Source organism: Paenibacillus sp. FSL R7-0331, from assembly GCF_000758645.1.
Taxonomy (GTDB): Bacteria; Bacillota; Bacilli; order Paenibacillales; family Paenibacillaceae; genus Paenibacillus_AQ; species Paenibacillus_AQ camerounensis.
The window spans coordinates 1,120,042-1,145,163 of the sequence record NZ_CP009284.1; the positions used below are offsets into that span (position 1 = coordinate 1,120,042).

Genomic DNA, 25,122 nt, shown 5'->3' on the forward strand with positions numbered 1-25,122 from the left:
TCTTATAAGTACTACTATACGAGGAGGCATTTTATGAAGAAGATTTTAAGCTTGATGCTAGTACTATCGCTTCTCGCATCAGTAGCGCCTGTTTATGCGAATACAGCAACAGAGTACACCTATGTGTTTGGTGTGAAAACAGGAGGGAACGGAGACGGCGGAACAGGTGATGATATTTATATGGGCGTAAGTACCTATGAACCTGGAGCAAACTCTGATCATGTAGCAAATTTTGGCGGTGCTGCCGCTTGGTCTGATACACAACATACATTTAAATTGCAAAATATTCCACCGTGGAGAATGAACGAGCTCGTTTTTTGGCTTGTGGGCAGTGATGACTGGTACGGTGAATCTGTGGTTCTGTGGCTTCCTCAAATTGGGGGGAACATTAATCCAACACAGACGAAGACCGTTAGAATAAACCAGTGGACCAAAGATCAGGGCAGACTTTATCGTGATATTTCGGACGTAACCAAAAGGAAATTTACAAGTTTAGGTGACGTGGATACGCGTGGGGGAGAGTTCTATCTTGATCCTAATTCATCAGGCTCTGAAAGTGTTGAGTGGAACAATTATGTCAGTGATCAATATGGTGACTATGACATTATGCAATATGAGGATGCTCCTGTTTTTAGCTATAGCGTTTCGGACGACGCTGTAGGAAGGGATTGGTTAACATTCCAGGAGCCAACAAAAACAAAAACGTTTGAGCTCAATATTGACCGCAAGAAGCTTCACGATGAAATGGTTGCAAAGGACAAAGCGGAGATTTCGCTAACCTACAGGGTGGCGCTGCTTGCCGAGTCTACCAATGCTGAAAGCCTTGGGGGGACTTTTGCCCACACAGTGTCAGGAGATCCCGAAGTTAAAACCTATTTAACAACAAGAATAGGGCAAGCGGACTACTATTATAAGGATGTAACATATACGTTCTATCGTAGTATTTATAACCTCGGCAACCCCGATATCAGTCAAACGGTTACCTATTCACCGAGCCAGGACAACCGGTATCTAAACCGAAAATTGACAGATGTTAATATCACCGTTGAAGCAATTTCCATTCATAAAAAAACCATGACGCAGGAAATTAAAACGGAGCTCATAACAAACTTCCAGGCAACACCTGTGTTATATCTTGGAAACAGTACGGAGACACAGCTTGCCAGCCTTACCATGACAAAACTGCAGGGCAATGACGGAAAACCAAACGGCAAGCTTCAGTTCACCGGAAAAGTGCCGCTGGATGTCAGCGCAGTTGAAAGCGAGGGCATAAGGCTCCAGCTTAACAATGTGTCTACCTATCTAACGAAAAGCGGGCGGGCTCAGGCCTATTATTTGGAAAATCCGACACCGGAATCAGCAGCATCACAAAGCTTTTATTTTTCGACGCACAAAGTGGACACCCAAACGCCAACCGTAAGAGTTACCGACCAAGATGGAAATGACCTTACGGGGGGAAATTCCATACAGAACAACATCAAAAAAATGCATGAATTTTATATGGTTTCAAGCGAAACCCTCTATCCCGAGGGGAATGTCGCCCACTCCAGTTCGAATCAAAACTTATTTAAATATGAGCTGTACAAGAAAACCGGTAATTCCTATGAACCGGCAATGACAAGTATAAAAAACTTTGACGGTACAGGAAACAGAACAACAGTTACTGCACCCATTAACACGCAGGTTCTAAATGGAGTTAGCATAAAACTAAGTCCGATCGATCGAACAGAAGGCGAATTCAAGCTTCGGCTTTATGGATGGGATAAAGCGGACAATCCGCTAGGCGGAGATGCCGGATACGCAGAGATTGAAAATATCAAAATCGATAGCCTGGCTCCGCGGGTGACCATTCACGAAACGGTAAATCCGCAAAATGCGCAGCTTCGTAAAAGAAATGACTACCGTTTTGAAATGAACGACCTACAGCAAAGCAATAACGGCTGGTCGAGGACTTATTATACCTTTATAAACGGAACTGCGACGCCACCTGACACTCCAATCGATCAAATTGAGCCTATATCAAAAGAAATCGCCTCAACTCAAGGGGTGTGGGCATTTGTAGACTCAGAGGGTGATAGCACAACGGCTATGATATCCATTCCTAAAGGTGAGAATTTTGACGGAACTCTCTATTATTTCACAGTAGACTCACTCGGAAACGATTCAAGAAACGAGCAGGCGTCAACAAGATATTATAAAAAACCTGTGCAGATTTTTAACGGGGATGTCGTCGACACCCTTATCACGGAGGATTCCAGCCTTCCAAAGCCACAGTTTGACATCAGCTTCGACACAAGCGATCCAAACATTGAAACGAGCTATAGATGGATTTCTCATTCCAGCAATGACAATAGCTTTACACAAAACTTTAGAGTGTATGAATCGAGCCATGATGTTGGTGCAGCTGAGCAACGTAATCATAAAGAAATAAATGTTTTGATGGACGGAAAATATATACTTGAATATCGTGTTACAGATAAACTATCCGGAAATACGGCTGATTTTTCACGTGTATACTATTTTGACCACAATGACCCCGAAATTAGCTATACCACCGGGAAGCAGCATGATCTTTTTAAATCATCCCATCAGTTTAAAGTGAAAGTGACAGATGACAGCGGAATTGCAAGTGCATATTACTATTTATCTGAACCAGACACAGAAATTAGAATTGAGGATACGCCAGACTATCCGCTGACACTGACACCAGACAGTGACAACATAGCAGAGGTTAATCAAATCTTGACCATAACAGGAATTCCATCAGGTGCGTACAGTATTGTTGTTGTTGCGCAAGACCCGCATGGCAGAGAAAGTAAAAAGGTTTCCCCGTACTTTGGCATGAGGTCAGGACCTGCGATAGTTGATACATTAAACCATACTCAGCCAAAGACTGTAAACGGAATGGGGACAACAACGGATGGAACATATAGTGTCTATGCTGTTTTGAATGAACCGCATGTAGCATGGACTTCTGATAGCACATCGAAATATCAAAACCCGGTATATTATGCAACAACGGACGGCGTGCCAACAGATAACGGCGTTATAGTTCCTGAGTTTACAGCGAGCAACAATTCGGGCGGAAGCTTCTCATTTACACTCGACACACCTGTTCCGCTTCAAGAAGGTATCAACACAATCTATCTTCAGTTCGGGCTCATCAATGTTCCCGCTGACGAAAGACCTGAGTTTCTAACAGAAGCAAGACCTATTACAATTCTTTATGATAGCCAGGCACCGACCTTTGAATTACCAGACTATAGCACTATTCAGCCAACAAACGCATCAGTGACAGCAACAATAGCAGCAAATGATGCCGGAACGGGAATTAGCAAGCTGACAGTTGCGCCGGAGGATGCAGATAAAATCACGGTTTCTCCATATGCAAACGGTGCATTCACAGTTACGGTTACCGAAAACATAACAACAAACCTGATCCTGTCTGACGAGCTTGGAAATCAAGTTTTTGTTCCTATTTCCGTCTCTAACATTGACCGGACAGCTCCATCTGCACTTGCGTCAAGCGGAATCGTGACAAAAGGAGAAAGACAAGATGGTGTGATTACAGTTGATGTTGCAGACAATAGCGACACAACCGTTTCATTCGCACTTATTAAAGACCCGGCAGAAAACGATATTCCAACAGAAGCTGATTATATGTTGTTTAATTCAAGTCAATCGGTGGAAATGCACAGTAGTCCGGAAATCGTTAATGGAGAAGGGAACAAACAGAAAACCTATACCATTGATTTGAAAGGGCTTAGCGGCACCTATGCAATTGGGATCAAAGCGGTAGACACCGCAGGAAATGTGACTGAAAAAGTTTTCTTTGACTCAAAACTAAATCTGGTTGACGCAGGGGCATCCATTGTACGTGTCAGCGCAAACCCTGCAACAACAAAAACCACCGCAACGGTCAGCGTTTATTTTAACGTTCCGGTAACTGTAATGCCTAACGCACCTGCCCAGGGTGATGATGTGGGTGATATGGCAAGGTCGAACCTTCTTCATAGAGGGCTGTTAACAACATCCGCTGACTATGTAATGGACTATGAGGTTGTTGTTCAAAACAATAATCCAATCAGTCTCTATGTTCAGGACGAGGTGGGAAGGGATAGTGTTGTAGAATTCACGCCTGAAGTTGAGTTTGTTACAGGATTTGATATTTCAGGTTATGTAGAGAAAAACGGTCAAACCATCCAAAACGGCGGGTTTATATCCTATAACCAGGGCGATAAGCTTTATTATGTTGTCGTTCCGGATCCAAAGTATGCCGGACAACATTTCTTTGTTGAAAATGCAGTTTTGTCGGGATTAGAGCTTAATACAGAGCTAAGTGTTCTGGACCCTTCATTTACAGAAGCAGAAGGAAAAACAGCTTATTCAAAGCTTGTATTTGAAGCGCTAAGAAATGGAAAAACAACAAAATCAGCTTATTTCGAGGCCTATACGAATGAAGGCATCGAAGCCGACCGGATGGAGTCTGAATATGTTGCCATTTCAGTGGTTGATGAAACTGCACCTGTTGCAGAGGTGGACTATTCGATCACGAAGTTAACCAACCAAAATGTTAGCGCAACCCTTTCTGTGTATGATCCGGAAAGCGGGATTTTAAAGCTTGAGCGTTCGTATGACGGCCTAAGCTTTGAACCGGTTGACTTCTTGATTCCACACACCGAAATATTCGAACAAAATGCAACGGTATATTTCAAAGTGACAAACAAAGCAGGAATAGCAACGACCCTTCCGGTCGCAGTTTCAAATATTGATAAAACACCAATCACGCAAGACAGTCACTACACGGTTGAATACACCTATGAGAACTATCTTGGGAACTGGGTACCCATCAAAGAAGGAAAAGCCTATAGAAGGGTTATGGCAACGCTCAAGTTTATAGGAGGCGGAAAAACGCTTTCTATGACAAACAACAACGCAGCTTTTTCAAGGACTTTAACTCAAGATGTTAACACATTCACCTTTGAGTTTAGGGATAGTGCAGGAAACACAGCTGCTCATAAGGTTAGCTATGACCATTTTGACAACACCATTGGTCAAACCTCCTATGTGTTATCCAATACGTCCAAGACAAACCAGAATATTTTTGCAACGATCACTATATCGGATGATTCAGGTGAAATAGCATTTGCGGAGGTTAAAAAGGGCGATGTGGTTTATCCGTTCAAAGGTGAGCCGCTTGAAAATGAATATGTCGTTGAGCTTGACAGCTCAGGAATTTATTATGTGACAGCCTATGATTACGCCGGAAACCGCTGGAGCACTCCGATCACCGTCTCAAACATTAACAAAGTAGCGCCAATTGCAATTGAAAAGACCTACAGCACGCCACCAGCCACCATTACTGCACAAAGCGTGAATGTTGAGCTGACACAGTTTAGCAAGGATATTAAAACCATTACAGTCACCGGTGTAGAACCGGTCGGGAGCCTGACTGCCAACGATATCGTACATATCCCTGGCACAAAAGCTGTCCGCTTTAGAAAAAATGGTACGGCTACGATGTTCTTTGTTGACGACTATGGCAACGAAGGAAATGAGCTTATTACTATATCAAATATTGTTTCTACGCCGCCGCAAGTCAAAGCGACTGCAGCATTAGCAGAAGACAAGCTGAGCGTTAATGTAACCTTTGACCAAATCCGTGACAGTGACGGCGTTCCGCTGGATATTCTTAGAAAGATGACAGACCTTACCGTTTCTTATCGTGGATATGAACATGCACTTTTAACTGAGGTGAAGGATGAAAACGGCGATGTCCTGTCCTATAAAGATGCAGTTATCAACGTTAACACAAACGGGGAGCACGTCTTTCAAGTCAGGGACCAAACAGGCATAACGCAAAAAATTCTTTTGACGGTTGAAGGAATTGAAGTTGGAGCACCCAAGGTTAAAGAAGTCCGCTGGACTTATAAATATCTCGAGCAAAACCAAAGCGGTGAATGGGTGGAAAAGGATCATCAAAACAAGATAGTTGTCGGTGTTGACACATCCGGAAAAGAAGAAGGCTATGTTGTGGGTACCGACAAAAATCCGGCAACGAACCAGAGTGTGAATGTCACGGTAATCACTGACAAAGATGCTAAGCTCGTGGGCGGAAACGACCCTTGGGAACAAGAGAAGTCAATGAACTATCGCGAAAACGGACTTTACAATTTCAACCTGGAAGGAAGAACAGGGGCCTACACCTCTTATGGTGTCAACATTGGTCTAATCGACAAAACACCCCCTGAGCTAAAACTTGAAAATGCTGAAGAGCTAATCTTCATCGAAGGAATGACGCCTAAAAAGGATGCCTCCATTGCCTATGACAAGTCAAAGCTTCTGGACTTCAAAGCATGGGATATGGTTGCAGGTCAAAAGGTCGATCTAACAAGCCGGGTCACCATAAACTATGGAGCAGGCGGGCGGGTGTTTAACCCTGATAACATCTCGGCAAATGAATTTGTCCGCTCGAACCCTTACTATATCGACTATACCGTAAGAGATGATGCAGGGAATCAAACAACCATTCGCCGGACCGTCCGCCTTGTGGGTCTTTATGACACAGTAGCCCTTGTTAACGGTGTTATGCCGGACAGCTCAAATGTTGCAGCCGTTCTTGGAAGTAAAGTTGAAATCTCACTGAAAAACTTTTCCGGAATTTCGTATGCCCGTTATGAAAAAGGTGTTTTAACACAGGGTCAGATGAAAACAAAAGGAACTGTCCTTCAGGAGAAAAACGGAATTTATACCATTGATAATGTTTCAAGCGGCTGGTACACCGTATATATCCAAACGGATAAACGCGACTATTTCAACATTCATGTATATGTTTCAAATCAAGGAGGGAAGTAGGCAATGACGGTCCATAGAACAATGAAACGCAGCATAGCTGCAACTCTCATTCTAGCCATGCTTTTCACTTTTGCCAGTTTCCCTGCTCGTGCAGAAGCCAGCAGTGCGGATTATTCAATTGCGAATGAATTTATGAAATATTCAATAAATTCAAAAACAGGCGGTTTTTCAATCGAAACCATTGACGGCCATCCGCAAAAAGCATTTGACAACAACCTGCCGCTTCTTTATAGGGAAGATGCGGCAAGGAGCAATGGAACATCGTTCACAACCGTTCGTATCGACGGAAAGGATTATGTTTTTGGTCAGGAATACGGCTGGTTTGGAATCGATACAAAGCTTCATGAACCTGTCGTTTCAGAGCAAAACAGGCTTTTAACCATTGCATGGGACATTAAGGGCTATACCATTACACAAAAGGTGTCCATTTCGATTGACCCTAACAACTTGAGGACTGGAAACATTGGTATTTCATATGATGTGAAAAATAAAAATGCTACAGCCGGAACGGTGGGTATTCGGCTTCTTCTGGACAACGCGCTTGGTTCAGAAATTGATTCACCTTATGTTTTGGTTGACCCGACGCAACCGACAATCGTTGAAACCGAATATAGCGGTGAGAATCTTCCGCAGCAAATCAGATATGTTGATTCTCTTTCAGCTTCGAACAAGATGGCTTATGCCCTCTTGTCCGGCTGGAGCGGAAACAAAGACGTAAACGTTGATAAAGTGATTGTAGGTCACTGGGTTAATCTTGCAAACACAAGATACGATTATACACCAAACCCTAGTGTTGATTTTACGAATTATTCAAACAAATATTTAGTTCCTGATACTGCAACAGCTTATTATTGGAACGAAAAATCAATTGAGCCGGGTCAGGTCAGAATTTCTGAAATGCTCTATGGGATCGGCAATTTTGCTGAACAAACACAAAAGGAGCATGTTTCAATAGGTATCCAGACTGACAACGTATTACTGGCTAACGACAAAAAAGCATATGAAAACAATGGTGTGTTTAAAGCGCACGTAACCATTGACAACAGTGTTTCAGGAGCAAAAGAGCTCTTAGAACCTATTGTGAGGCTTAGCCTCGATGAAGGACTTGTTTTTGCAGCAACGAATACACGGGAATACACGGTGAAGATTTCGGGCGGTCTTAACATTGGAACGGTGTTTGATATTCCGGATGTTGAGATTATTGCAAAGACTCAGTCTATGATCACATCAAAACGGTTGGTCGTTTCGTTAAACGCAACAGAAATTGTTGATGCTAACACAAATAAAGTGGTTGACTATAGTGCAAACACAAACATATTGATTCCTGCAGTTGACGGAACGCTTCCGGAAGTTTCAATGAAGCAAGTTTTCCCGTCGTCCGTTTATTATGAAGGCGACAAAAATATCACCGTTTCCGGCGATATGAAAGTTTTAACCGGGGCCCTTGCGGGAAGTGACGGATGGAGTCTTTACCTTGTTTCATCATCAAGCGGTGAGGCTGTTTTGATCGACAAAAGAAAAATAAGTTTTATTGAAGAAGGTCAGACGCTTGCGTTTTCAACTAATCAGACTATGGCTGTTGGAAAGTATGAAATTGAATTCAGATTTACAAATCAACAGCTGATCGATGCCTTCGGTACAAAAATTAAAGCAGCAGCTACAGTCGATGTCACAAATAATATCTTGGATAGAAGTGCAAGTTACGGTATTGTTTCGCTGGTTCGATTTACAGACGCTGCAACCAACAGACAGTTGTATGACTATGTTAGCTTTGCAAACGAAGATGCAATGAAAAAATTTGTATCCGGCAGCGTGAAAAAAGATGGCATTCTTAACAAAGGCATAGGATTTGAAAAAGATAAAACAGAAATTCTTCTGACCCTTCGCGGAAAAATCAGGCTTATGGATACGGGGAAGGAAAAATATTACTCTGCCAGCAGAGCCGACGGCGACATAACCATCAACAACATCTTGACCTATGACAGCAACGAAGCCCTTAAGATGACAGTTGATAGCAATGGTGCAAAGCTGGAAGGCGATGGTACCATCAAGGTGATCAACTCCATTAATATTTGGCATAATAAGTGGCATTATGAAGTCAAAAATGGAACCAAATATACCCTGGACCGGGAGGCTGTTTCCGAGAAGGAGGCTCAAGCCCTTGAACTTCAGCTTGGAGATGCCGGTTATATGCTGCAAAATATTGCAGGCTTTTTGATCAATATTAAATATGGTGTTATGACCCAGGATGATGATGATTACGGCATTAGCTTTGGCGGAAGGATTTCAATGCCTCTGAAAGCTGCTGACCAATCGAAGGGTGAAGAGCATTATGATTATAAAGGCTCACTAACGGCAAACGTTCAAGATGTTCTTTATGGAAGTAACGGTGACGATATCGGTTTTCGTGGCATTAACACAACACTAGCCGTTGAGCTGCCGAAAGATATTTTAGGTCCATTAGTAGGAAACGAAGCCGGTGTTAAGGCCGAAATAACCATTAACACCATTGAAGATATTTATAGCATTGATGCCGGTCTTTCTATAACCATGCTGGAAGTAGAAGGTTCACTGGCACTGAAAAAGGTTCCGATTAACGAAGTTCCCAAAATGATGCTTGACAAGCTCACATTCTTTCTAGCGCCATCCACAATGAAAGTTCCTGTCGTTGCACCTTATGTGTTTATCACAGGTCTTGGCGGAGGTATCTCAAACCTTGCAGACACCATTGCCGGTGAACCGGCAGGTGAACTTCCGCCGCTTACCATTCATCTTCAGACGAGACTTTTAATCAATGCAATTATTGTAGGTGACTTTAAGCTGGATGCCAAACTATCCGGTCTTGCCATTGAAGGTACTGGACGGTTGGCGAAAGACGAAGAGGGAAGACTTCTTAATCTTCAAGCGGGAATGAATGTGCAATGGATATCGCCGTTTCAGCTAAATGCCTTTGGCAGCATCAGCATTCACGCCGGAGCCATTCGTGGTGGTATAACGATAAAAATTACTGAGGATTATTTTTATGGTTATGTTTACGCAGGACTGTTCATTCCTGACTCGATCCCGTTGCTGGGGGGCAAGGAGGTTGCAGGAGTTGAGGCAGCTGTTTCCTCTGACTTTGTTGGTGCAAACTTTAAAGTCATTGGAATTAAGCTTGGCTTTATCTATTACTGGAACGGTGACCTGAGCTTTGGCGGATCAATCGACCTCTCTTCAAGAGGGAACGCCGTTCACTATGTCAACTCGGAAGCGCTGGACGAAAACGGCAATCTTGTGCCGACCACAATGATATATGGAACGAATATGAGAAGACTGAGTACCGGGGCAATCGCTAAAACAAGGGCCGGGGATGGGGTTACAAAAGAGGTTAACCCAACATCAAAGGATGCGCTTCTCTTTGAAGTTCCGCTTCGCGGTTTAGTCAAACCGTCTGCATCAGAAATCATTGTCACCAATCCAAACGGCAAAAAATTGACAATGGTTGAAGACGATAACAAGGGCAACGGAAACTATCTTGTTCAATCTTTAGATGGCACTAATTATTTGTACGTTTCAGTCACTGACCCTTCTCTTATTGTTGCCGGTAACTGGTCCGTTTCAGTTACAACACCTGATGTTTATGTAGACAGCTTTGCAGTAAACAGTGTTGACTATATGCCGGAGCTTACAGGAATCAGTGCTTCTCATAGCGCAAATTCAAGCCGCGATATTAACGTTTCCTGGACAACTGATAAGCAAGGCAAATATTCGGGTGCACTTAATGTCTATGTCACAACAGACCCGTCAGTCATGCAAACAATCGAATCAACTAACATTCAAGACACTTCAGCATTAATTAGTATAGGCAACCTGGAGTTAGATGGAATTGACTCAGGTTCTCATGTGTTCACACTCCCTGAGTCCTTTCCTCAAGGGGAATATCATGTTGTTGCAATGCTTGTTAACCATCAAGGCGGAATGAGCAAGAAAATCACTGCTTCAACATTCACTTTCACAAATCCGCTGCTTCCTCAAAAGCCGAAATCTGTTTCTGCGGTCTACAGTGGTGACGGCTATGTGAAGGTTGATATAACGGGAGGCGACGAAACCGCAACAGACTATCTCGTGGCGATCCAGGACGAGAATGGTGTAGAGGTCGAGAATTCCTTTGGTCAATTTAAAGCTGGCAGTGACATCATCCTAAAACCATTAGAAAGCCAAACAAACCGGCCTCTATTACAGGAAGGAAAGACTTATTTCGTTAAAGCGCAGGCTGTCAGAATTGTGGAAAATCCACTTAAGCATGCGGAATATTACCGTTCAAACGAATTAGCATCATCGCAAAGCTTTGTTATGCCATCAATGGATAAACCTCAACTTTTAAGCGTTGAAACAAATATTGACAGATCCAAAGAACGCTATTATTTAAACTCTGACAAACTAGAGGCAACGTACACCTTCGACAGACCTGTTAAAATGACATTTAACCTTAACACTGAAGATAAAAACACGCCTCAGGAGTTTAAGACGGAGTGGTCATTTGAAGAAAGCCTTGAAGACGGCCAGCACCTGATTGACTTTATAGCAGTTGGGGAAAACCGTGACACCATCCAAGGCAGCAGGTCATCAGGTGCTATTGGATTTACTGTTGACACAAAAGCGCCTGCGTTACTCCTTGGCGAAGATATTCAAACAAGCCTTGACGGGGAAAACGTTGAAAACACCGTCAGCAATCAGGTTGTTTTTGTCGGCGCGGACTCAAGCTATAGCTTCCAGGGTCTAACAGAACCATCCGTAGCATTGACGTTAGACGGCAGCTCAGACGGAATTGTTGTAAATCCGGACGGAACATTCGTTGTCAGTCGTAAGGCCTCAAGTGAGGACCCGGACCAAACCCTGATTCTTAAAGCGGTTGATGATGCCGGAAACGAAACGGCAGTTCAAGTTTCTCTTGTTAATCGGGCTTTGTCAGAGTTTGAAAGCATTAAACTAATCTCTGACCTTGAAAACTCCGATGAACTGCCTGATTCTGTCGAGCTTGGCATAGGCGGAAAAACGGCGCTTACTGTTAAAGCTCTCCGTACAGCCGGCGACACCGTTCTACATGCAGAGGACGTTGTGTGGCACGTTCTTTATAATCAGAATATCATCAGGCTTTCACAAGACGGGACAATTGAAGCATTAGCTCCAGGCGAAGCTGCAATCAAAGTCAGCTATAGACTTGCTGCTTTTGAAGGTCAGAATGGGGAAACGGTCTATAAAGAACTGTCAGACGTTATCAAGATTAGTGTAAAAGATTTGGGTTACCGTTATGAAATCCGTCAAGCACAAGGGTTCTCGTTGTACACCATCTACACTGAAATAAACATGGGCAAGGCAACGGTTGTGATTGAAGGCAACAAACAAACTCTTTTATATGACAGCCTTAAGAAAGCATACATTGGTGCTTCCAAGGAACTTGTCACAGGCGAGCAATTAACAGCTAAACTTGGTTTTGAACCCACGGTGAAATCTCCTATTCTTCTTCGCGGAGACACCAATGGTGATGGTATTATTGATAAAATCGATATTTTAGCAACCCTGGATGCTATTTTAGACGATGTCTACAACGGGTTTAGTTCTTCAGAGGATTGGATGAGAGCTGATAAAAACGGTGACGGCATTGTTGACATTGTAGATGCGCAGCTCACACTAATGGAGGCACTTGAAAGATGATAAAATACTTGAAAAGCATTTTGTGTATCATGCTTCTAGGGGCTGTTTTACCATCATATGCCTACAGCGCAAACGATGCTGCAGACCTTAGCTATCGTGTAGTCGCCACAGTAACTGATAGCTCCGGCTCCTTAAAATCATCATTTGAGGTTGGAGAAGAAATTTTTGTTAAACTAAGTCTTTCCTATACTGGTGCCGGAAGGGCACCGGTATATGGCTTTCAAGGAAAGCTGCAGTTTGATTCGTATGTTCTGCAAAACACTAGTGTTAAGACGGAAAAGGATATTTCAATGAAATATTCCGGCGGTGCCGTCAACTATGTCTATCTTGATATGACCGCGAGCGGAAAAGAGGATTCAATGCTTCAAAATATTGGGACTGCTGTATTTCAAGCCAGAAACACGGGAACGTTCAGCTTTTCTTTAAGCAACTTCATTCTAACAAACAAAGATGCGACACACCGGTATATTGAACCGTTTGAAGAAGTACAAATCATTGTTGGCTCTGGAGTAAAGGACACCTCAAAAGCTTTACTGTATGAAGACATTGTTGCTGCAAAAGCGTTACTTGCTTCAGTAACTATTGCGGATAATCCAAAAACCATATATGATCCGGATTTTTGGTATCCAACACAAGCTGCTCAAAAATTAAGGGAGGTTATTGCCGAGGCTGAGGCTGTTTTTGATAAAGAAGCTGCCCTGGCTTCGGAAATCTCAGCAGCAGTTGAAAAGCTTAGTATTGGTGTTTCCAATTTCGAGAACTCAAAAATTGTCGGTCCGAAACGTTGGGCTGGCCCGGACGGCAGCAACTCCACAATTGAGTTTTACTATACCGTTAGAGCTTCTGTTGAAGGCGGAAACGGCAAAATTGCCGATGGCTTTGAAGTGCAAACCATTCGCGCAACAACCTCTGCAACCATCAGAATGATTCCGGGTGAAGGGTTTGAAACCGAATATATCATTATCAACGGTGAAAAATTTATAGGCCGTGACATTTACACCATTCCAGAGGTTAGCCGTGACACAACGGTTGTTGTTACATTTGCTAAAAAAACGCCGTTTACAGATATAGCACATGATGATTGGTTCTATTCATCTGTAAGGTATGTTTACAACAAGGGGCTGTTCACGGGAACCTCTGAAACGGAATTTTCACCCTCCGGGAGAATGAGCCGTGCAATGCTGGCCACTGTATTATACCGTATGGAAAATCAGCCAAATGTTGAATTTGCGAATGTATTCTCTGACGTTCAAAGCGGTCAGTGGTATTCAGAACCCATTATTTGGGCCAATCAAAGCAAAATTGTTAACGGATATGGTACGGGGAAATTTGCTCCCAATGATGCAATCACCCGTGAGCAAATTGCTGTTATGCTCTATAGATACGCAAAGAGTAAAGGTTCTGACCTTCAAACCGGAATTTCAAGCCTGAGCTTCAAAGATGCTGATGAAATTTCAGACTTTGCCAAAGAGTCCATTACTTGGGCTGTGTCTAAGGATATTATGAAGGGTAACAATGATTTGACTCTAAATCCTTCTGGTCTTGCAACCAGAGCAGAGGTTGCCACGATGCTCCAAAGGTTTAATGAGTTGGAATAGGCTAAATTAATGAGAATTAAATCTATTAAAAGTCTTCTGCAGTCTATTGGACATGCGGAAGGCTTTTTTTTTCATACTGTATTACCCAATCCATAGTGCTGTTACTAGAATAGATTATAGTAGTTGATCTTCCGGCAGTATCCTCCTAATGTGTGGTTCCGGAGATGGACAGGTTCACCCGGTTACAAGCAAACAGCCCAAACAGCAGGCATCACAGACGACAACAAACGGGGTGATATGGATGGATCTGAATGCATTGACTGGCCTGTTTGCTGAGAATAGCGGCTCAGTCGTGCTAAATGTCCTTTTATCGGTTGCTCTAATCTGGGCTATCAGGCAGATCGCAGGCAAGGAGAAGGTCATTCAGAATTACCAGAAACGTGATGAAGAGAACGAGAAGCAGCTGAGTGAGTATAACCGTTCCTTGGTCAAGCTATTGATTGAACGAGAGGCCCTGGCACGCGAGAGAGCCGATAATACCAAAGGTGAGGAGGTCGTCAACAAGTGAAGCTCCTCGATATTTTCAAGAAAAATGAAGTTAAGCCCAGCTGTGTAAAACGGGAGATTGAGCATCTAGGCAGAATCCGGGAAGCCTTTGAATTGAACGATATCGAAAGCCTGTTAGACCTGCACCGTACCGGCCTGGGCAAGAGAGGAGATGATTTGCATGGTCATCGTTGATTTAATTCTTATTACACTGGAAGTAGCTGTTTTTATTGTATTTGCTGCTTATGTGCTGCGGTACCGCAAATTTTTTATCGGAAAAGGCCCGAACCGGACGTATAACCTGTATCTGCGGAGTGTATGGATGACGTATTGCATGGTCTCGCTGCTATGCCTTAATCTGTTGTGGGGCCGGTTAAACATTGTTTTTGGGTATAATATAGACAGCGTATCCAATACGTTCAGAGAGCTAGTGATGATTCTGACGCTGATCCTCCTTCTGTTTGCAGGGCTGATGCACAAGGATCTATGGGATATTAACGAGAAGGATAGCTAGGCCAGATTTGTTAAAAAAAGAGCAGCGGTCCTGCCGGAACAGGCAACCGCTGCTTTGCTGTCTGCTTATAGATGACGCTGCGTTAAGCAGCCGATCGGTTGTTGAGCTAATCCGTTTAACTGTTGCTGCTGGCGCAGTCCAGGTGCTCTACCAGCTTGTCCCATGTCTCTGTGATTCCCTGGAGCAAGTTACTCAGGAGCGGCTGCTTATACGCTGTAGATGCCTGCGGAACGCTGCCATAACCCAAAGGTGGACCAGAGCCTGGGTATGCTTATAAAGAACCCAGGGCAGGGAAGGCAAATAATCATGGATTGCAATGATGCATTCCCGGCTCCCGGGAAGCTGCAGGAATTCCAGTCTTCCTTCATAGCCATCCTGTTGCTTCGCGAGGACTCCGCCGGAAATCCTGAGCATCGTATGCTGCGGATCGCTTTGCTGCTGCAGGCGTGTCAGTTCCAGTATCGGCAGGCCGCCGGTGCGCAGACAGATTCTGTATCTGTCACCGCCTTCATGATCCATACGGACCGGCAGCTTCAGCAGGCTGCCCAGCCAATCCAGATAATAACGGGCGGCCCAGGCCGCATCCGTATTGTCGGGCAGAACTACGCGCTGGATGGAGCGGACATCTGAGACCCGTTTAGACTTTACGGACGGGCCCTTATCCGGAGGAGTGCCGGGCGGTTTACCGGACCTGGATGCGTTCACCAGCGTATTAAGCAGCACCTTGCCGGCGCTGATCAGCGCTGCAGGAGCCTGGAAGGAGGGGCCTGGCGCCCCGGCTGTAGTCTGCTTGGCGTTTTGCCCGGTACGAAGCGTCGTGACGGGCAAGCCGTAAGAGCCGAGGATGCGCTCTATCTCCAGGCAGCTCAGCAGCTGGCTGCGCGGAGAGTCATCTCCTGCCGCTGTAGAGCATAGGAAGGCGATATGTTGTATGCCGTTCTTACAGGCTGCCCGGGCAAAATGATCTGCCTGTATAGCATTAATATCCGCACTGCAAGCTTGTGTTAATCTTGCAGGATACCGCTTTGGCTGAACAAAGTATATGGCATAGTCTGCATCCTGCATAGCCTTCTCGGCAGAAGGCAGGGAGAACAGGTCACAGGGGCGCCGCTGCACATACGGGCAATGCCCTGTCTGATCCGGGCGCGCCTCTAAACCTCGGTCTCCGTTGTCCAGCAGCACTATTACATTATAGTGCTCCGTCAGCAGTGTCAGGAGCTGCTCATCCGGACACCCGCTTGCACCGGTAACAGCAACGGTTTTTCTAAGGCTGGAGTTAGAGCCGTTATTTAGTGTGTCAGCTGATGCTGATCTGGCGCTTTCCTTGCAGCTGGTTTTGGCTGAATTCATATGTTGTAGTGTCTCCCCGTCTATGATGGAAGAATTTCTAAGGAATATTATACGTGATGCTATTGCCCATGGCACTGGCCGTTTGGGTCAAAAAGAGATTCGGCTATAATGGGGTAATAAGATATCAAGCAATACAAGTGAGGGGGAAGGCCGGATGGATGAATTTCAGCAGGCTGTTCAGCGGTCCGAGCTCGCTACCTTCGCCGGGGGCTGCTTCTGGTGTATGGTCAAGCCTTTTGACGAGCTGCCGGGAATTATTTCAGTGGTATCGGGATATACAGGAGGGCATACGGAGGATCCGACTTATGCTGAGGTGGGAACGGAGACGACCGGTCATTTTGAGGCTGTACAAATTACTTTTGAACCGGAGCTGTTTCCTTACCGGCGTCTGCTGGACATTTACTGGCAGCTGATTGACCCTACGGACCGGGGCGGCCAGTTCATGGACCGCGGCCATTCCTACAAGACGGCCATCTTTGTTCACAATGAGGCGCAGCGGATGGAGGCGGAGGCTTCCAGAGCCGCGCTTCAGGCGGAAAAGCGGTTCAAAGGGCCGGTTGTGACGGAGATTCTGCCGGCCAAGCCGTTCTATCCGGCGGAGGCGGAGCACCAGAATTATTACAAGACACATCCCCTGGATTATAAGCTCTACCTGAAGGGCTCAGGCCGCAGCGATTTCACGCAGCATTACTGGCAGCGGAGCGGGGATAGCGAACGGCTGCGCTCGAAGCTGTCCGCCCTGCAGTTTGAAGTAACGCAGAACAAGGGCACAGAACCGCCCTTTGATAATGCTTACTGGAATGTTTACAGGGACGGTATCTACACCGATCTGCTGAACGGAGACCCGCTGTTTAGCTCCCGGGATAAATTCGACTCAGGCACCGGCTGGCCGTCCTTCACCAGACCGCTTGAGCCTGGCCTGGTCCGCCGGGAGGCAGATCTGAACGGCGGCAAAGCGCGGACTGTGCTGCGGAGCAGGCTGAGCGGAGCCTATATCGGCCTTCTGCTATATGACGGCCCGGAGCCTGCGAAGCTGCATTACCGGGTTAACTCGGCTGCGCTGCATTTTATCCCGAAGGAAGAGCTTGAAGCGTACGGGCTGGAACGTTATCTGGTAATATTTGAGTGATTCTCACAGCGTTCCTGGTAGGCTTGCGAAATAAGGTATAATAGGAGTTAAGTATCATTTTATATGTATACTGAAGGAGTGACCCAATGTATACTAATCAGCAAGATGCAGGAGAACGGCTGAAAATGATAGCAGAGCAGCTTGCGGATGAAATATCCTTGCGTCAATATGAAAGACAACCTGAATTGAAGCAGCGCTTTGGTCCTTCCGGGATGGCAAGAACCAGGCAGGACTCTCTATATCATTTGCGTTATCTGGCACAAAGCGTGGCTATGGACAGCCCGCTTTTATTCATTAACTATGTGCTTTGGCTTAAGGTGCTGCTTATGCAGTACAAGATTACAGCGGAGGATCTGCGGATTAACTTCACTCTTATGAAGGATGCAATTAGCGCCAGCTTAGATCCGCCGGCCAGAGAGCTGATTCTCAGCTATCTCGACATGGCGATATTTCATATGAAGGGGGAAGAGAGCCCTCCTTCCTTTCTGCGTCCTGAGAAGCCCTATTTCCGGGAGGCTGATGAATATCTGAGGCTGCTGCTGGAAGGGGAACGCCGCAAGGCTTCAGCTTGTATAATCCGGTTATATGATGAGGGGGTTCCGGTTAAGGATATTTACATGCATATCTTTCAGGAAACCCAATACGAATTAGGACGGCTATGGCAGATGGGGCGCATTACGGTGGCCCAGGAGCATTACTGTACAGCCTGTACCCAGAGCATTATTTCACAGCTATACCCCCGCTGGATTGGGGCCCAAAGCGGCCGCAGCAGACTGGTGGCGGTCGGTGTAGGCGAAGAGCTGCATGAAATCGGCCTGCGGATGCTGACAGATTTCTTCGAGATGGAGGGCTGGAATACCTATTATCTGGGGTCCAATATGCCTCTGGAGAGTCTAATCAGGTATCTCATGGAGCAGCCTGCTGATCTGCTGGCGATATCGGTTACAATGACCTATCACGTGTCAGAGGCTGCCCGTGTAATTGCGTCAATCCGCAGCAGGACTGAACTGGATGGTCTGCGGATTATGGTCGGCGGTATGCCGTTTAATATTGATAAGGAATTATGGGAAAAGGTCGGAGCGGACGGCTATGCTCCGGATGCCAGAACGGCGCTTGAAGCAGCTGAGCGCCTGGTTACCAGTACCCGGCACCATAAGAACTGACATAGAGGCAGGAGATTACATGACCGGAAATGAGCAGGAGATTATCCGTCTCAGACAAACTATCGAGAAGCTGTCGCAGCAGATCATTGAAGGCAATGAACGGGAAGAGCAGGTGCTGGCTGAATTTTCTGCCATGAACAATGAGCTGATTACAACGCACCGGCTGCTGGCCAAAAATAATGTCGAGCTTAAGGCGCTGAAGGAGGAGGCGGAAGCGGCCAACCAGACCAAAAGTCTGTTTCTGGCTACTGTAAGCCATGAAATAAGGACACCCATGAACGGCATTCTGGGGATAACCGAGCTGCTTGAAGCAGAAGGCGGGACGGAGGAACAGCGGATTCATCTGCAGGTGATCCGCGAATCCGCGCAATACCTGCTGCAGATGATCCGGAATCTGCTGGATTTCTCCAAGCTTGAAGCCGGGAAAATGGAGATTAACAAAGGCTGCTTTGGTGTTAAAGATCTGCTTGAATATTCGCTGCGTCTGCTTTCACCAGCTGCGGCGAAGAAGGATAACACCTTGAAATATAAAATTTTTGACGGGGTTGCGGATAAGCTGGAAGGGGATTCCCCGAAAATCCTCCAGGTACTTATTAATTTGCTCGGCAACGCGGTAAAATTCACGCAGGGCGGAGAGGTCGAGGTAACGGTTAGTCAGACCGGAGAAGGGGATTTCTGGCAGCGTCTGTGCTTTGAAGTCCGGGATGAGGGAATCGGCATCTCACCGGAGGACCAGGCAGCCCTGTTCCGCCCGTATTCACAGGTAAGCCATGATGCGGAGCTGGCCGCCGAGGGGACCGGGCTAGGCTTGTCTATCTGCAAGTCCATGGTAGAGCTTATGGGCGGTACAATCTCAGCAGACAGTACACCCGGTCAGGGCTCACTTTTCCGCTTCGAGCTTACACTGGACAAGCCGGCAGGCCTTACGGCACCGGACCAGCCCCCAGCGGCAGCCTTGCCGGAGGGCAGGTTCAGCGTACTTCCGGTGCTGGTTGCCGAAGACAACGGGCTGAACAGCACGGTACTGCTGCGGCAGCTGCAGAAGCTGGGCGTAACATCTGTGCATCTGGCGGATAACGGTCTGGAGGCTGTTGAGGCCTGGCAGCAGCAGGAGTACGGGCTTATCCTGATGGACAGCAGGCTTCCGGTAATGAACGGCCAGGAGGCCGTACGCTCAATCCGTCAGCTTGAAGCCTCAGGGGGAAGGCCAAGGGTGCCGATCATTGGTGTGACCGGAGACGAAGGCGGGGACAGCCGCTCGCAGTTCATTCTAGCCGGATTGGATGACTGGACGGTTAAGCCGTTAAGCCTGCAGACGCTCGGCAAGCTGCTGGCCAAATGGTACAGCACACAGCCGTATATCCCGGTCCTGCAGGAGGATACCCTTTCCGGTATCCGGGAGATGGACGGGGAGGAGCCGGAGCTGCTGCATATGCTCATCGGGATTTTTAAGAAGGACACTCCGCTTAGACTGGCGGCCCTGGATGAAGCTGCGGCAAAGCAGGATTTGGCGGGTATGGCGGCAGCGGCCCACAGCCTGAAATCAGGCAGCCTGAGCATCGGGGTTCAGTACTTTGCCCATCTGTGCGCCATGGTCGAACGTCATGCCAGAGCCGGAGAATATGGTCCTGCTGCCCGGCAGCTCCAGAAGCTGGAGCCTGCATACCGGGAAGCCTGCCGGGAGCTGGACAAGCTGCTGTAAATCCTGCGGCTGATGTGAGCGGAGGTTTCGGAGTACCGGAGCCTCCGCTTTTTTTTGCCTGCGGGCTAACAAACCGGTGCACTGTTGTCTGCTCTGCTTCCCGTTTCAAAAGTTCCTTAATACGGATATAATCTATCTATACATAACGCCTATAAGAAGCTAACAAAACGCCTCCTGTTCCCGCTTAGTAGAAACGGCGGGCAGCAGATTGAGCGCCCCTGCCAAACGCTAACCTTAGTCAGTGGGTACAGGGTCATATCAGGTTAAGTGTGCTTTGTACAATTAAAACAGTCGAAATGAATCATTATAAGAAAATAATGGTATTCTGTACATCTATTTTCCTCGAAAAAGCCGGTTTCGGGCGTTTTTAGCAAATATAAGTGTACAGAGTGCAGTTAAAACCTGCAGCAGAGCCCATTAGTCGGGTTTAGTTGCAGAAAGTACAGTTATTTCGGCTCGGCTCATTCCTTATTCTGTGCCCTTAACTATAGAAGAACAGCCAGGTTCACTACGTTAGCCCAAACCTTAACTTCATCGAAGGACTTTGGCTATGGTAGCGATAGAACGCCTCCTCGTCAGGTCATAAACTTAATTACGTACTATATAGATCAGTTGCCCGCCCCGGGCGGAAGAGGGAGATGTCATGTACATAAGAATGCTTAATCAGGCTGATGCAGAGCAGTATCGCGAGCTTAGGCTGCAGGCGCTTCGGCTTCATCCGGAGGCCTTTCTAAGCTCCTACGAAGAAGAGAAGGAGCTTCCGCTGGACGCTACCCGCAGCAGACTGGAGCCTGTAGAGGGCAGGTTCACCCTGGGCGGTTTCAATGCAGAGCATGAGCTGGCCGGCATGGTTACCTTTATCCGTGAGGGCAGGGAGAAGATACGTCACAAAGGCAATGTCTTCGCAATGTATGTAAGTCCGGCGGCACGCGGACAGAAGCTGGGCTGCGCTTTACTGACCGAGCTGCTTGCACGTGTAAGGCAGATGCCTGGGCTTGCGGTAATCAATCTGACCGTAACGGCAAATAATCTTCCGGCAAAGCGTCTCTATTCTACCCTGGGCTTCACCTGCTACGGTACTGAACGCAATGCGGTCAGGCTGGCCGGCGGCCGGTATCTGGATGAGGACCTAATGACACTTGTATTATCCTGAACGGAGGATAGGCACCAAAATGTGGGCCAAGTCATAAACTATGCTGTTCGCCGCATAAATTGAGTCTATGAAATCCGGTCTGCTGATGAGGAGGAAATAACTTGGAGACTGCGCTGCTAGGCAGCTTTCTGTCTGCAATGGCAACGGTGCTTGGAGCGGTGCCTATTTTGTTCGTACGGAGGTTATCTGAGCGCTGGAAGGATATTCTGGTCGCTTTTACTGCCGGGATTATGGTATCTGCTTCAACCTTCGGCTTAATGCCGCAGGCGATTAATGAATCGGGGATCATCGCCTTGACGCTTGGGCTGATTACCGGTGTGCTGATGCTGGATCTCATTGAAAAAAACATTCCGCATATCGACGTGGAGAACAAGCCGGGCTTCGCCAATATGGATTCCAAGGCACTGCTTGTCATGATTGCCCTGTTCATCCATAACATACCTGAAGGTCTGAGTACAGGCTTCAGCTATGCCAGCGAAGAGTCCAGTCTCGGTCCAATGGTGGCTATTGCCATCGGGGCACAAAATATGCCGGAAGGCCTTATTCTGGCTGTCTTCATGATGAATTCAAAGTCTACCCGGCGGAAAGCGCTCGGAGTAGCGGCATTGACCGGGCTGATGGAGATGATATCTGCGGTTATCGGTTATTTTGCAGCCAGCTCCCTGGAGCGTGCAGTCGGTTACGGGCTGGCGTTTGCCGCAGGAGCGATGCTCTTTATTGTCTATAAGGAGCTGATTCCGGAGAGCCATGGCCACGGCTATGAGCGGCCTTCCACGTATTCGTTTATTTTCGGGCTGCTGGCGATGGTATATATTACGCAATTTTTCGGCTGATCCTGACGGGGAAGTGCCTGTATTTGCATCAGGCTTACAGAGCCGATATACTGAACGCATCCGAAGGCAGCAGGATCTGCCGTCATCGGCAAAGGCTGAAGGTAAGGAGTGTGACAGGATGGACAGACTTGGAATTCAAGCTTCATTATCTTTCGTTCTACTGATTGTCTCGTATCTGAGTTTCTATTATGCGTTGCCTAAACGCACGGCTTTTGCGCGATATAGTACACTGGTGCTGCTGATAGCAAGCGGTACCCCGCTTGCCGTACTGCTCGTGCAGGAGAGCCTGCGGGAGGCGCAAGACGCCAATATCGGGCTGGGAATGGCATTTTTGCTGACCTGGGCAATCACGGGTGTGGTATTGCTGGTGTCCCTGGTGCTGTGGATTAACCGTATCCGCAAAAAGCGTTAACACGTCTGCTTCTGTGCATATGGCGGCATTCCGTACTGAATAAAGACAGGCTATCCCTGCTGCAAATATGCAGCCTGCGGGATAGCCTGTTTGCTGTGCCTCTTACAGCTTAGCGGTGCGAAGTATAGACGCCTGCTTTGACCGTCTGCCGGACAGCCGCTGCTTCAGCGGCAGTGAGCGGCGCTGCTTCAGCTGCGGCAATGTTCAGCCGCAGCTGCTCCGGGCTGCTCGCGCCGGGGATTACAGCCGCAACCGCCTGGTGTGACAGCGGGTAGTGTAGCGCGGTCTGCGTGAGGGTCCGCGGAGCGGAAGCCTGCCGCGTGAGCTCTTCATGCAATGCGGCCAGTTCCGCTGCCGTATGATCGAGATAATCCTTCCCGGGCCTGGAGCGGCCGTTATCTGTCAGGATGCCGCGCGCCAGCGGCCCGCGTGCAATCAGGCTGATGCCGTGCTGCTCAAGCAGCGGCAGTATAGCTTCTTCCGGCCGCCGGTCGAGAATGCTATATTGGCTCATGACACTCACGATTCGGGAACGCTTCACATATTCCCTGACCACATTCGGCCGGATGGAGGAAATACCGTAATAGCGGATCAGCCCCTCCTGCTTCAATTCTTCAAAGGCTTCAATCGTCTCGCCGATATTGTCTTCCATGGTTCCGCCGTGCAGCTGATAGAGGTCGATATAGTCGGTCTGCAGCCTGCGGAGGCTATCCTGCACCGCAGATTTGATATAGGTCTTGGAGGCGTCCCAGGACCAGCCGTCCTGGCCGGGAATCCGCCGGTTACCTACCTTCGTAGCCAGAACGACTTCGCTGCGGCGTCCGCGTATCGCGGTGCCGACAAGCTCCTCGTTACGGCCGGCATCATAAAGATCTGCTGTATCCAGGAAATTAATTCCCCGGTCCAGTGCCTCATGGATGATGGAGACGGCGGGGGCCTCCTCAGTTCCCAGAGACATGCATCCCAGTCCCATGGCGCTTACATATAAATCAGATTGCCCTAAGCGGTGCTTGTCCATTGTGCTGTGCATCCCTTTCTGCGCATGTTTTGTCCATTATACCATTCCTCATGCAAAAGACGGCAAATGCCCCTGCCCGGCGTCTCAGCCCTGCAGTTTCATTTGCCGTCTATAATGCCGTGCTGTGCAATCATTCTTACGGTTATCCCTGCAGGATAGCCTCGATCTGTTCCAGCTCGTCCGCACTGAGCTCAGGAGCGTTCAGCGATGCCACTGCATCCTCAATCTGGCTTACCTTGCTTGCACCGATCAGCGCCGAGGTTACCTTGCCGCCGCGCAGCACCCAGGAGAGGGCAAGCTGCGACATTTTCTGGCCGCGGGCTGCAGCGATGTCGTTCAGTCTGCCTACCTTGCTGATAACTTCTTCGGTAATTTCCTTCTCGGATAGGAACACGCTTGGTCCTGCCGCACGGGAATCCGAGGTAATACCGTTCAGATAGCGGTCGGTCAGAATGCCCTTATACAGCGGCGAGAAGGCAATAGTGCCGATGCCCTCTTCAGCAAGCACATCCTGCAGCTCGTCTTCGATCCAGCGAGCCATCATGGAATAGTTCGGCTGATGGATCAGGCAAGGTGTGCCCAGACGGCGGAGAATCTGCGCTGCTTCACGCGCCTCAGCCGGACGGTAGTTGGAAATACCGACATACAGCGCCTTACCCTGGCGGACGATAAGGTCGAGTGCGGCCATCGTTTCTTCCAGCGGGGTGTTCGGGTCTGGACGGTGGTGGTAGTAAATATCGACATAATCCAGGCCCATCCGCTTCAGGCTCTGGTCAAGGCTGGATACCAGGTTTTTCTTGGAGCCCCATTCTCCATACGGGCCCGGCCACATGTAATAGCCGGCTTTGGTGGAGATGATCAGCTCATCACGGTAAGCGGCGAGATCCTGGCGGAGAATCCGTCCGAAATTCTCTTCGGCGGAGCCGGGAGGCGGTCCGTAGTTGTTGGCCAGGTCGAAATGGGTAATGCCCAGATCAAAGGCCCGGCGCACCATGGCCCGTCCGTTCTCGAACAGGTCATTGCCGCCGAAGTTATGCCACAGGCCGAGCGAGATCGCCGGAAGCAGCAGGCCGCTTCGGCCGGTACGGTTATATTTCATCTGGTTATAGCGTTCAGGATTAGCGATGTACATGTGTAAACCTCCTAAAAGTTTTTGAAGTAAGGTTCCCTATAACGGAAGCGTTTACGATTCAACGGGACATGTTCTATTGTAGC

The 25,122-nt window shown here is 47.6% G+C and carries 15 protein-coding genes; 12 read left to right on the top strand and 3 right to left on the bottom strand.

Annotated features, from left to right (window positions below; genetic code table 11):
* Positions 1 to 33 precede the first annotated feature (33 nt).
* From R70331_RS04790 to R70331_RS04810, 6 genes are all read left to right on the top strand, one after another.
* The gene (locus R70331_RS04790; RefSeq protein WP_042173328.1) at positions 34 to 6,855 is read left to right on the top strand and encodes a hypothetical protein; all 6,822 of its coding nucleotides are present in this window, start codon (positions 34 to 36) and stop codon (positions 6,853 to 6,855) included.
* Positions 6,856 to 6,858: 3 nt separating this feature from the next.
* On the top strand, positions 6,859 to 12,549 hold the full coding sequence (locus R70331_RS04795; RefSeq protein WP_042173330.1) for a dockerin type I repeat-containing protein: 5,691 nt from the start codon (positions 6,859 to 6,861) through the stop codon (positions 12,547 to 12,549).
* Positions 12,546 to 14,147, top strand: a complete 1,602-nt coding sequence (locus tag R70331_RS30310; protein WP_052418916.1) for an S-layer homology domain-containing protein — start codon at positions 12,546 to 12,548, stop codon at positions 14,145 to 14,147. Before R70331_RS04795 ends, R70331_RS30310 begins: the two co-directional genes overlap by 4 nt.
* A 241-nt stretch (positions 14,148 to 14,388) precedes the next feature.
* Positions 14,389 to 14,655 carry a hypothetical protein gene (locus R70331_RS04805; protein WP_197071390.1) on the top strand — a complete coding sequence of 89 codons (267 nt, stop codon included), beginning with the start codon at positions 14,389 to 14,391 and terminating at the stop codon, positions 14,653 to 14,655.
* Positions 14,652 to 14,828 carry a hypothetical protein gene (locus tag R70331_RS31430; protein WP_156131076.1) on the top strand — a complete coding sequence of 59 codons (177 nt, stop codon included), beginning with the start codon at positions 14,652 to 14,654 and terminating at the stop codon, positions 14,826 to 14,828. The genes R70331_RS04805 and R70331_RS31430 overlap by 4 nt, the downstream gene beginning before the upstream one ends.
* Positions 14,815 to 15,147: a hypothetical protein gene (locus R70331_RS04810; protein WP_042173334.1), complete on the top strand. Its 333-nt coding sequence runs from the start codon at positions 14,815 to 14,817 to the stop codon at positions 15,145 to 15,147. Before R70331_RS31430 ends, R70331_RS04810 begins: the two co-directional genes overlap by 14 nt.
* A gap of 192 nt (positions 15,148 to 15,339) precedes the next feature.
* Here the strand turns inward: R70331_RS04810 and R70331_RS04815 are convergent, their stop codons facing one another.
* A complete protein-coding gene (locus R70331_RS04815) occupies positions 15,340 to 16,497 on the bottom strand; it encodes a Rossmann-fold NAD(P)-binding domain-containing protein (protein WP_042173336.1) in 1,158 nt (385 codons plus the stop codon).
* A 154-nt stretch (positions 16,498 to 16,651) separates the two neighbouring features.
* Here R70331_RS04815 and msrA point away from each other — a divergent pair, with 154 nt between their 5' ends.
* The 6 genes from msrA to R70331_RS04845 all read left to right on the top strand — a co-directional run bounded on the left by msrA (position 16,652) and on the right by R70331_RS04845 (position 22,889).
* The gene (msrA, locus tag R70331_RS04820; RefSeq protein WP_042173338.1) at positions 16,652 to 17,626 is read left to right on the top strand and encodes a peptide-methionine (S)-S-oxide reductase MsrA; all 975 of its coding nucleotides are present in this window, start codon (positions 16,652 to 16,654) and stop codon (positions 17,624 to 17,626) included.
* An 86-nt stretch (positions 17,627 to 17,712) separates the two neighbouring features.
* Positions 17,713 to 18,789 (top strand): cobalamin-dependent protein, encoded by a 1,077-nt coding sequence (locus R70331_RS04825; RefSeq protein ID WP_042173340.1) that lies wholly within the window; start codon positions 17,713 to 17,715, stop codon positions 18,787 to 18,789.
* Positions 18,790 to 18,808: 19 nt separating this feature from the next.
* Positions 18,809 to 20,491: an ATP-binding protein gene (locus R70331_RS04830; RefSeq protein ID WP_042173342.1), complete on the top strand. Its 1,683-nt coding sequence runs from the start codon at positions 18,809 to 18,811 to the stop codon at positions 20,489 to 20,491.
* A gap of 643 nt (positions 20,492 to 21,134) precedes the next feature.
* Positions 21,135 to 21,644 carry a GNAT family N-acetyltransferase gene (locus R70331_RS04835; RefSeq protein WP_042173344.1) on the top strand — a complete coding sequence of 170 codons (510 nt, stop codon included), beginning with the start codon at positions 21,135 to 21,137 and terminating at the stop codon, positions 21,642 to 21,644.
* Between the two features lie 101 nt (positions 21,645 to 21,745).
* Positions 21,746 to 22,477: a ZIP family metal transporter gene (locus tag R70331_RS04840; RefSeq protein ID WP_042173347.1), complete on the top strand. Its 732-nt coding sequence runs from the start codon at positions 21,746 to 21,748 to the stop codon at positions 22,475 to 22,477.
* A 118-nt stretch (positions 22,478 to 22,595) separates the two neighbouring features.
* The gene (locus R70331_RS04845; protein WP_042173349.1) at positions 22,596 to 22,889 is read left to right on the top strand and encodes a hypothetical protein; all 294 of its coding nucleotides are present in this window, start codon (positions 22,596 to 22,598) and stop codon (positions 22,887 to 22,889) included.
* 109 nt (positions 22,890 to 22,998) lie between these two features.
* On the opposite strand, the gene R70331_RS04850 is transcribed toward R70331_RS04845, so the two are convergent.
* On the bottom strand, positions 22,999 to 23,907 hold the full coding sequence (locus R70331_RS04850) for an aldo/keto reductase (RefSeq protein WP_042173352.1): 909 nt from the start codon (positions 23,905 to 23,907) through the stop codon (positions 22,999 to 23,001).
* 142 nt (positions 23,908 to 24,049) lie between these two features.
* A complete protein-coding gene (locus R70331_RS04855) occupies positions 24,050 to 25,039 on the bottom strand; it encodes an aldo/keto reductase (RefSeq protein WP_042173354.1) in 990 nt (329 codons plus the stop codon).
* Positions 25,040 to 25,122 lie beyond the last annotated feature (83 nt).

Excerpts from the sequence above, each read along its gene's own strand:
- R70331_RS04790 (WP_042173328.1), top strand. The coding sequence starts at position 34 with ATGAAGAAGATTTTAAGCTTGATGCTAGTACTATCGCTTCTCGCATCA.
- R70331_RS04795 (WP_042173330.1), top strand. The coding sequence starts at position 6,859 with ATGACGGTCCATAGAACAATGAAACGCAGCATAGCTGCAACTCTCATT.
- R70331_RS30310 (WP_052418916.1), top strand. The coding sequence starts at position 12,546 with ATGATAAAATACTTGAAAAGCATTTTGTGTATCATGCTTCTAGGGGCT.
- R70331_RS04805 (WP_197071390.1), top strand. The coding sequence starts at position 14,389 with ATGGATCTGAATGCATTGACTGGCCTGTTTGCTGAGAATAGCGGCTCA.
- R70331_RS04810 (WP_042173334.1), top strand. The coding sequence starts at position 14,815 with ATGGTCATCGTTGATTTAATTCTTATTACACTGGAAGTAGCTGTTTTT.
- R70331_RS04815 (WP_042173336.1), bottom strand. The coding sequence starts at position 16,497 with ATGAATTCAGCCAAAACCAGCTGCAAGGAAAGCGCCAGATCAGCATCA.
- msrA (WP_042173338.1), top strand. The coding sequence starts at position 16,652 with ATGGATGAATTTCAGCAGGCTGTTCAGCGGTCCGAGCTCGCTACCTTC.
- R70331_RS04825 (WP_042173340.1), top strand. The coding sequence starts at position 17,713 with ATGTATACTAATCAGCAAGATGCAGGAGAACGGCTGAAAATGATAGCA.
- R70331_RS04830 (WP_042173342.1), top strand. The coding sequence starts at position 18,809 with ATGACCGGAAATGAGCAGGAGATTATCCGTCTCAGACAAACTATCGAG.
- R70331_RS04835 (WP_042173344.1), top strand. The coding sequence starts at position 21,135 with ATGTACATAAGAATGCTTAATCAGGCTGATGCAGAGCAGTATCGCGAG.
- R70331_RS04845 (WP_042173349.1), top strand. The coding sequence starts at position 22,596 with ATGGACAGACTTGGAATTCAAGCTTCATTATCTTTCGTTCTACTGATT.
- R70331_RS04850 (WP_042173352.1), bottom strand. The coding sequence starts at position 23,907 with ATGGACAAGCACCGCTTAGGGCAATCTGATTTATATGTAAGCGCCATG.
- R70331_RS04855 (WP_042173354.1), bottom strand. The coding sequence starts at position 25,039 with ATGTACATCGCTAATCCTGAACGCTATAACCAGATGAAATATAACCGT.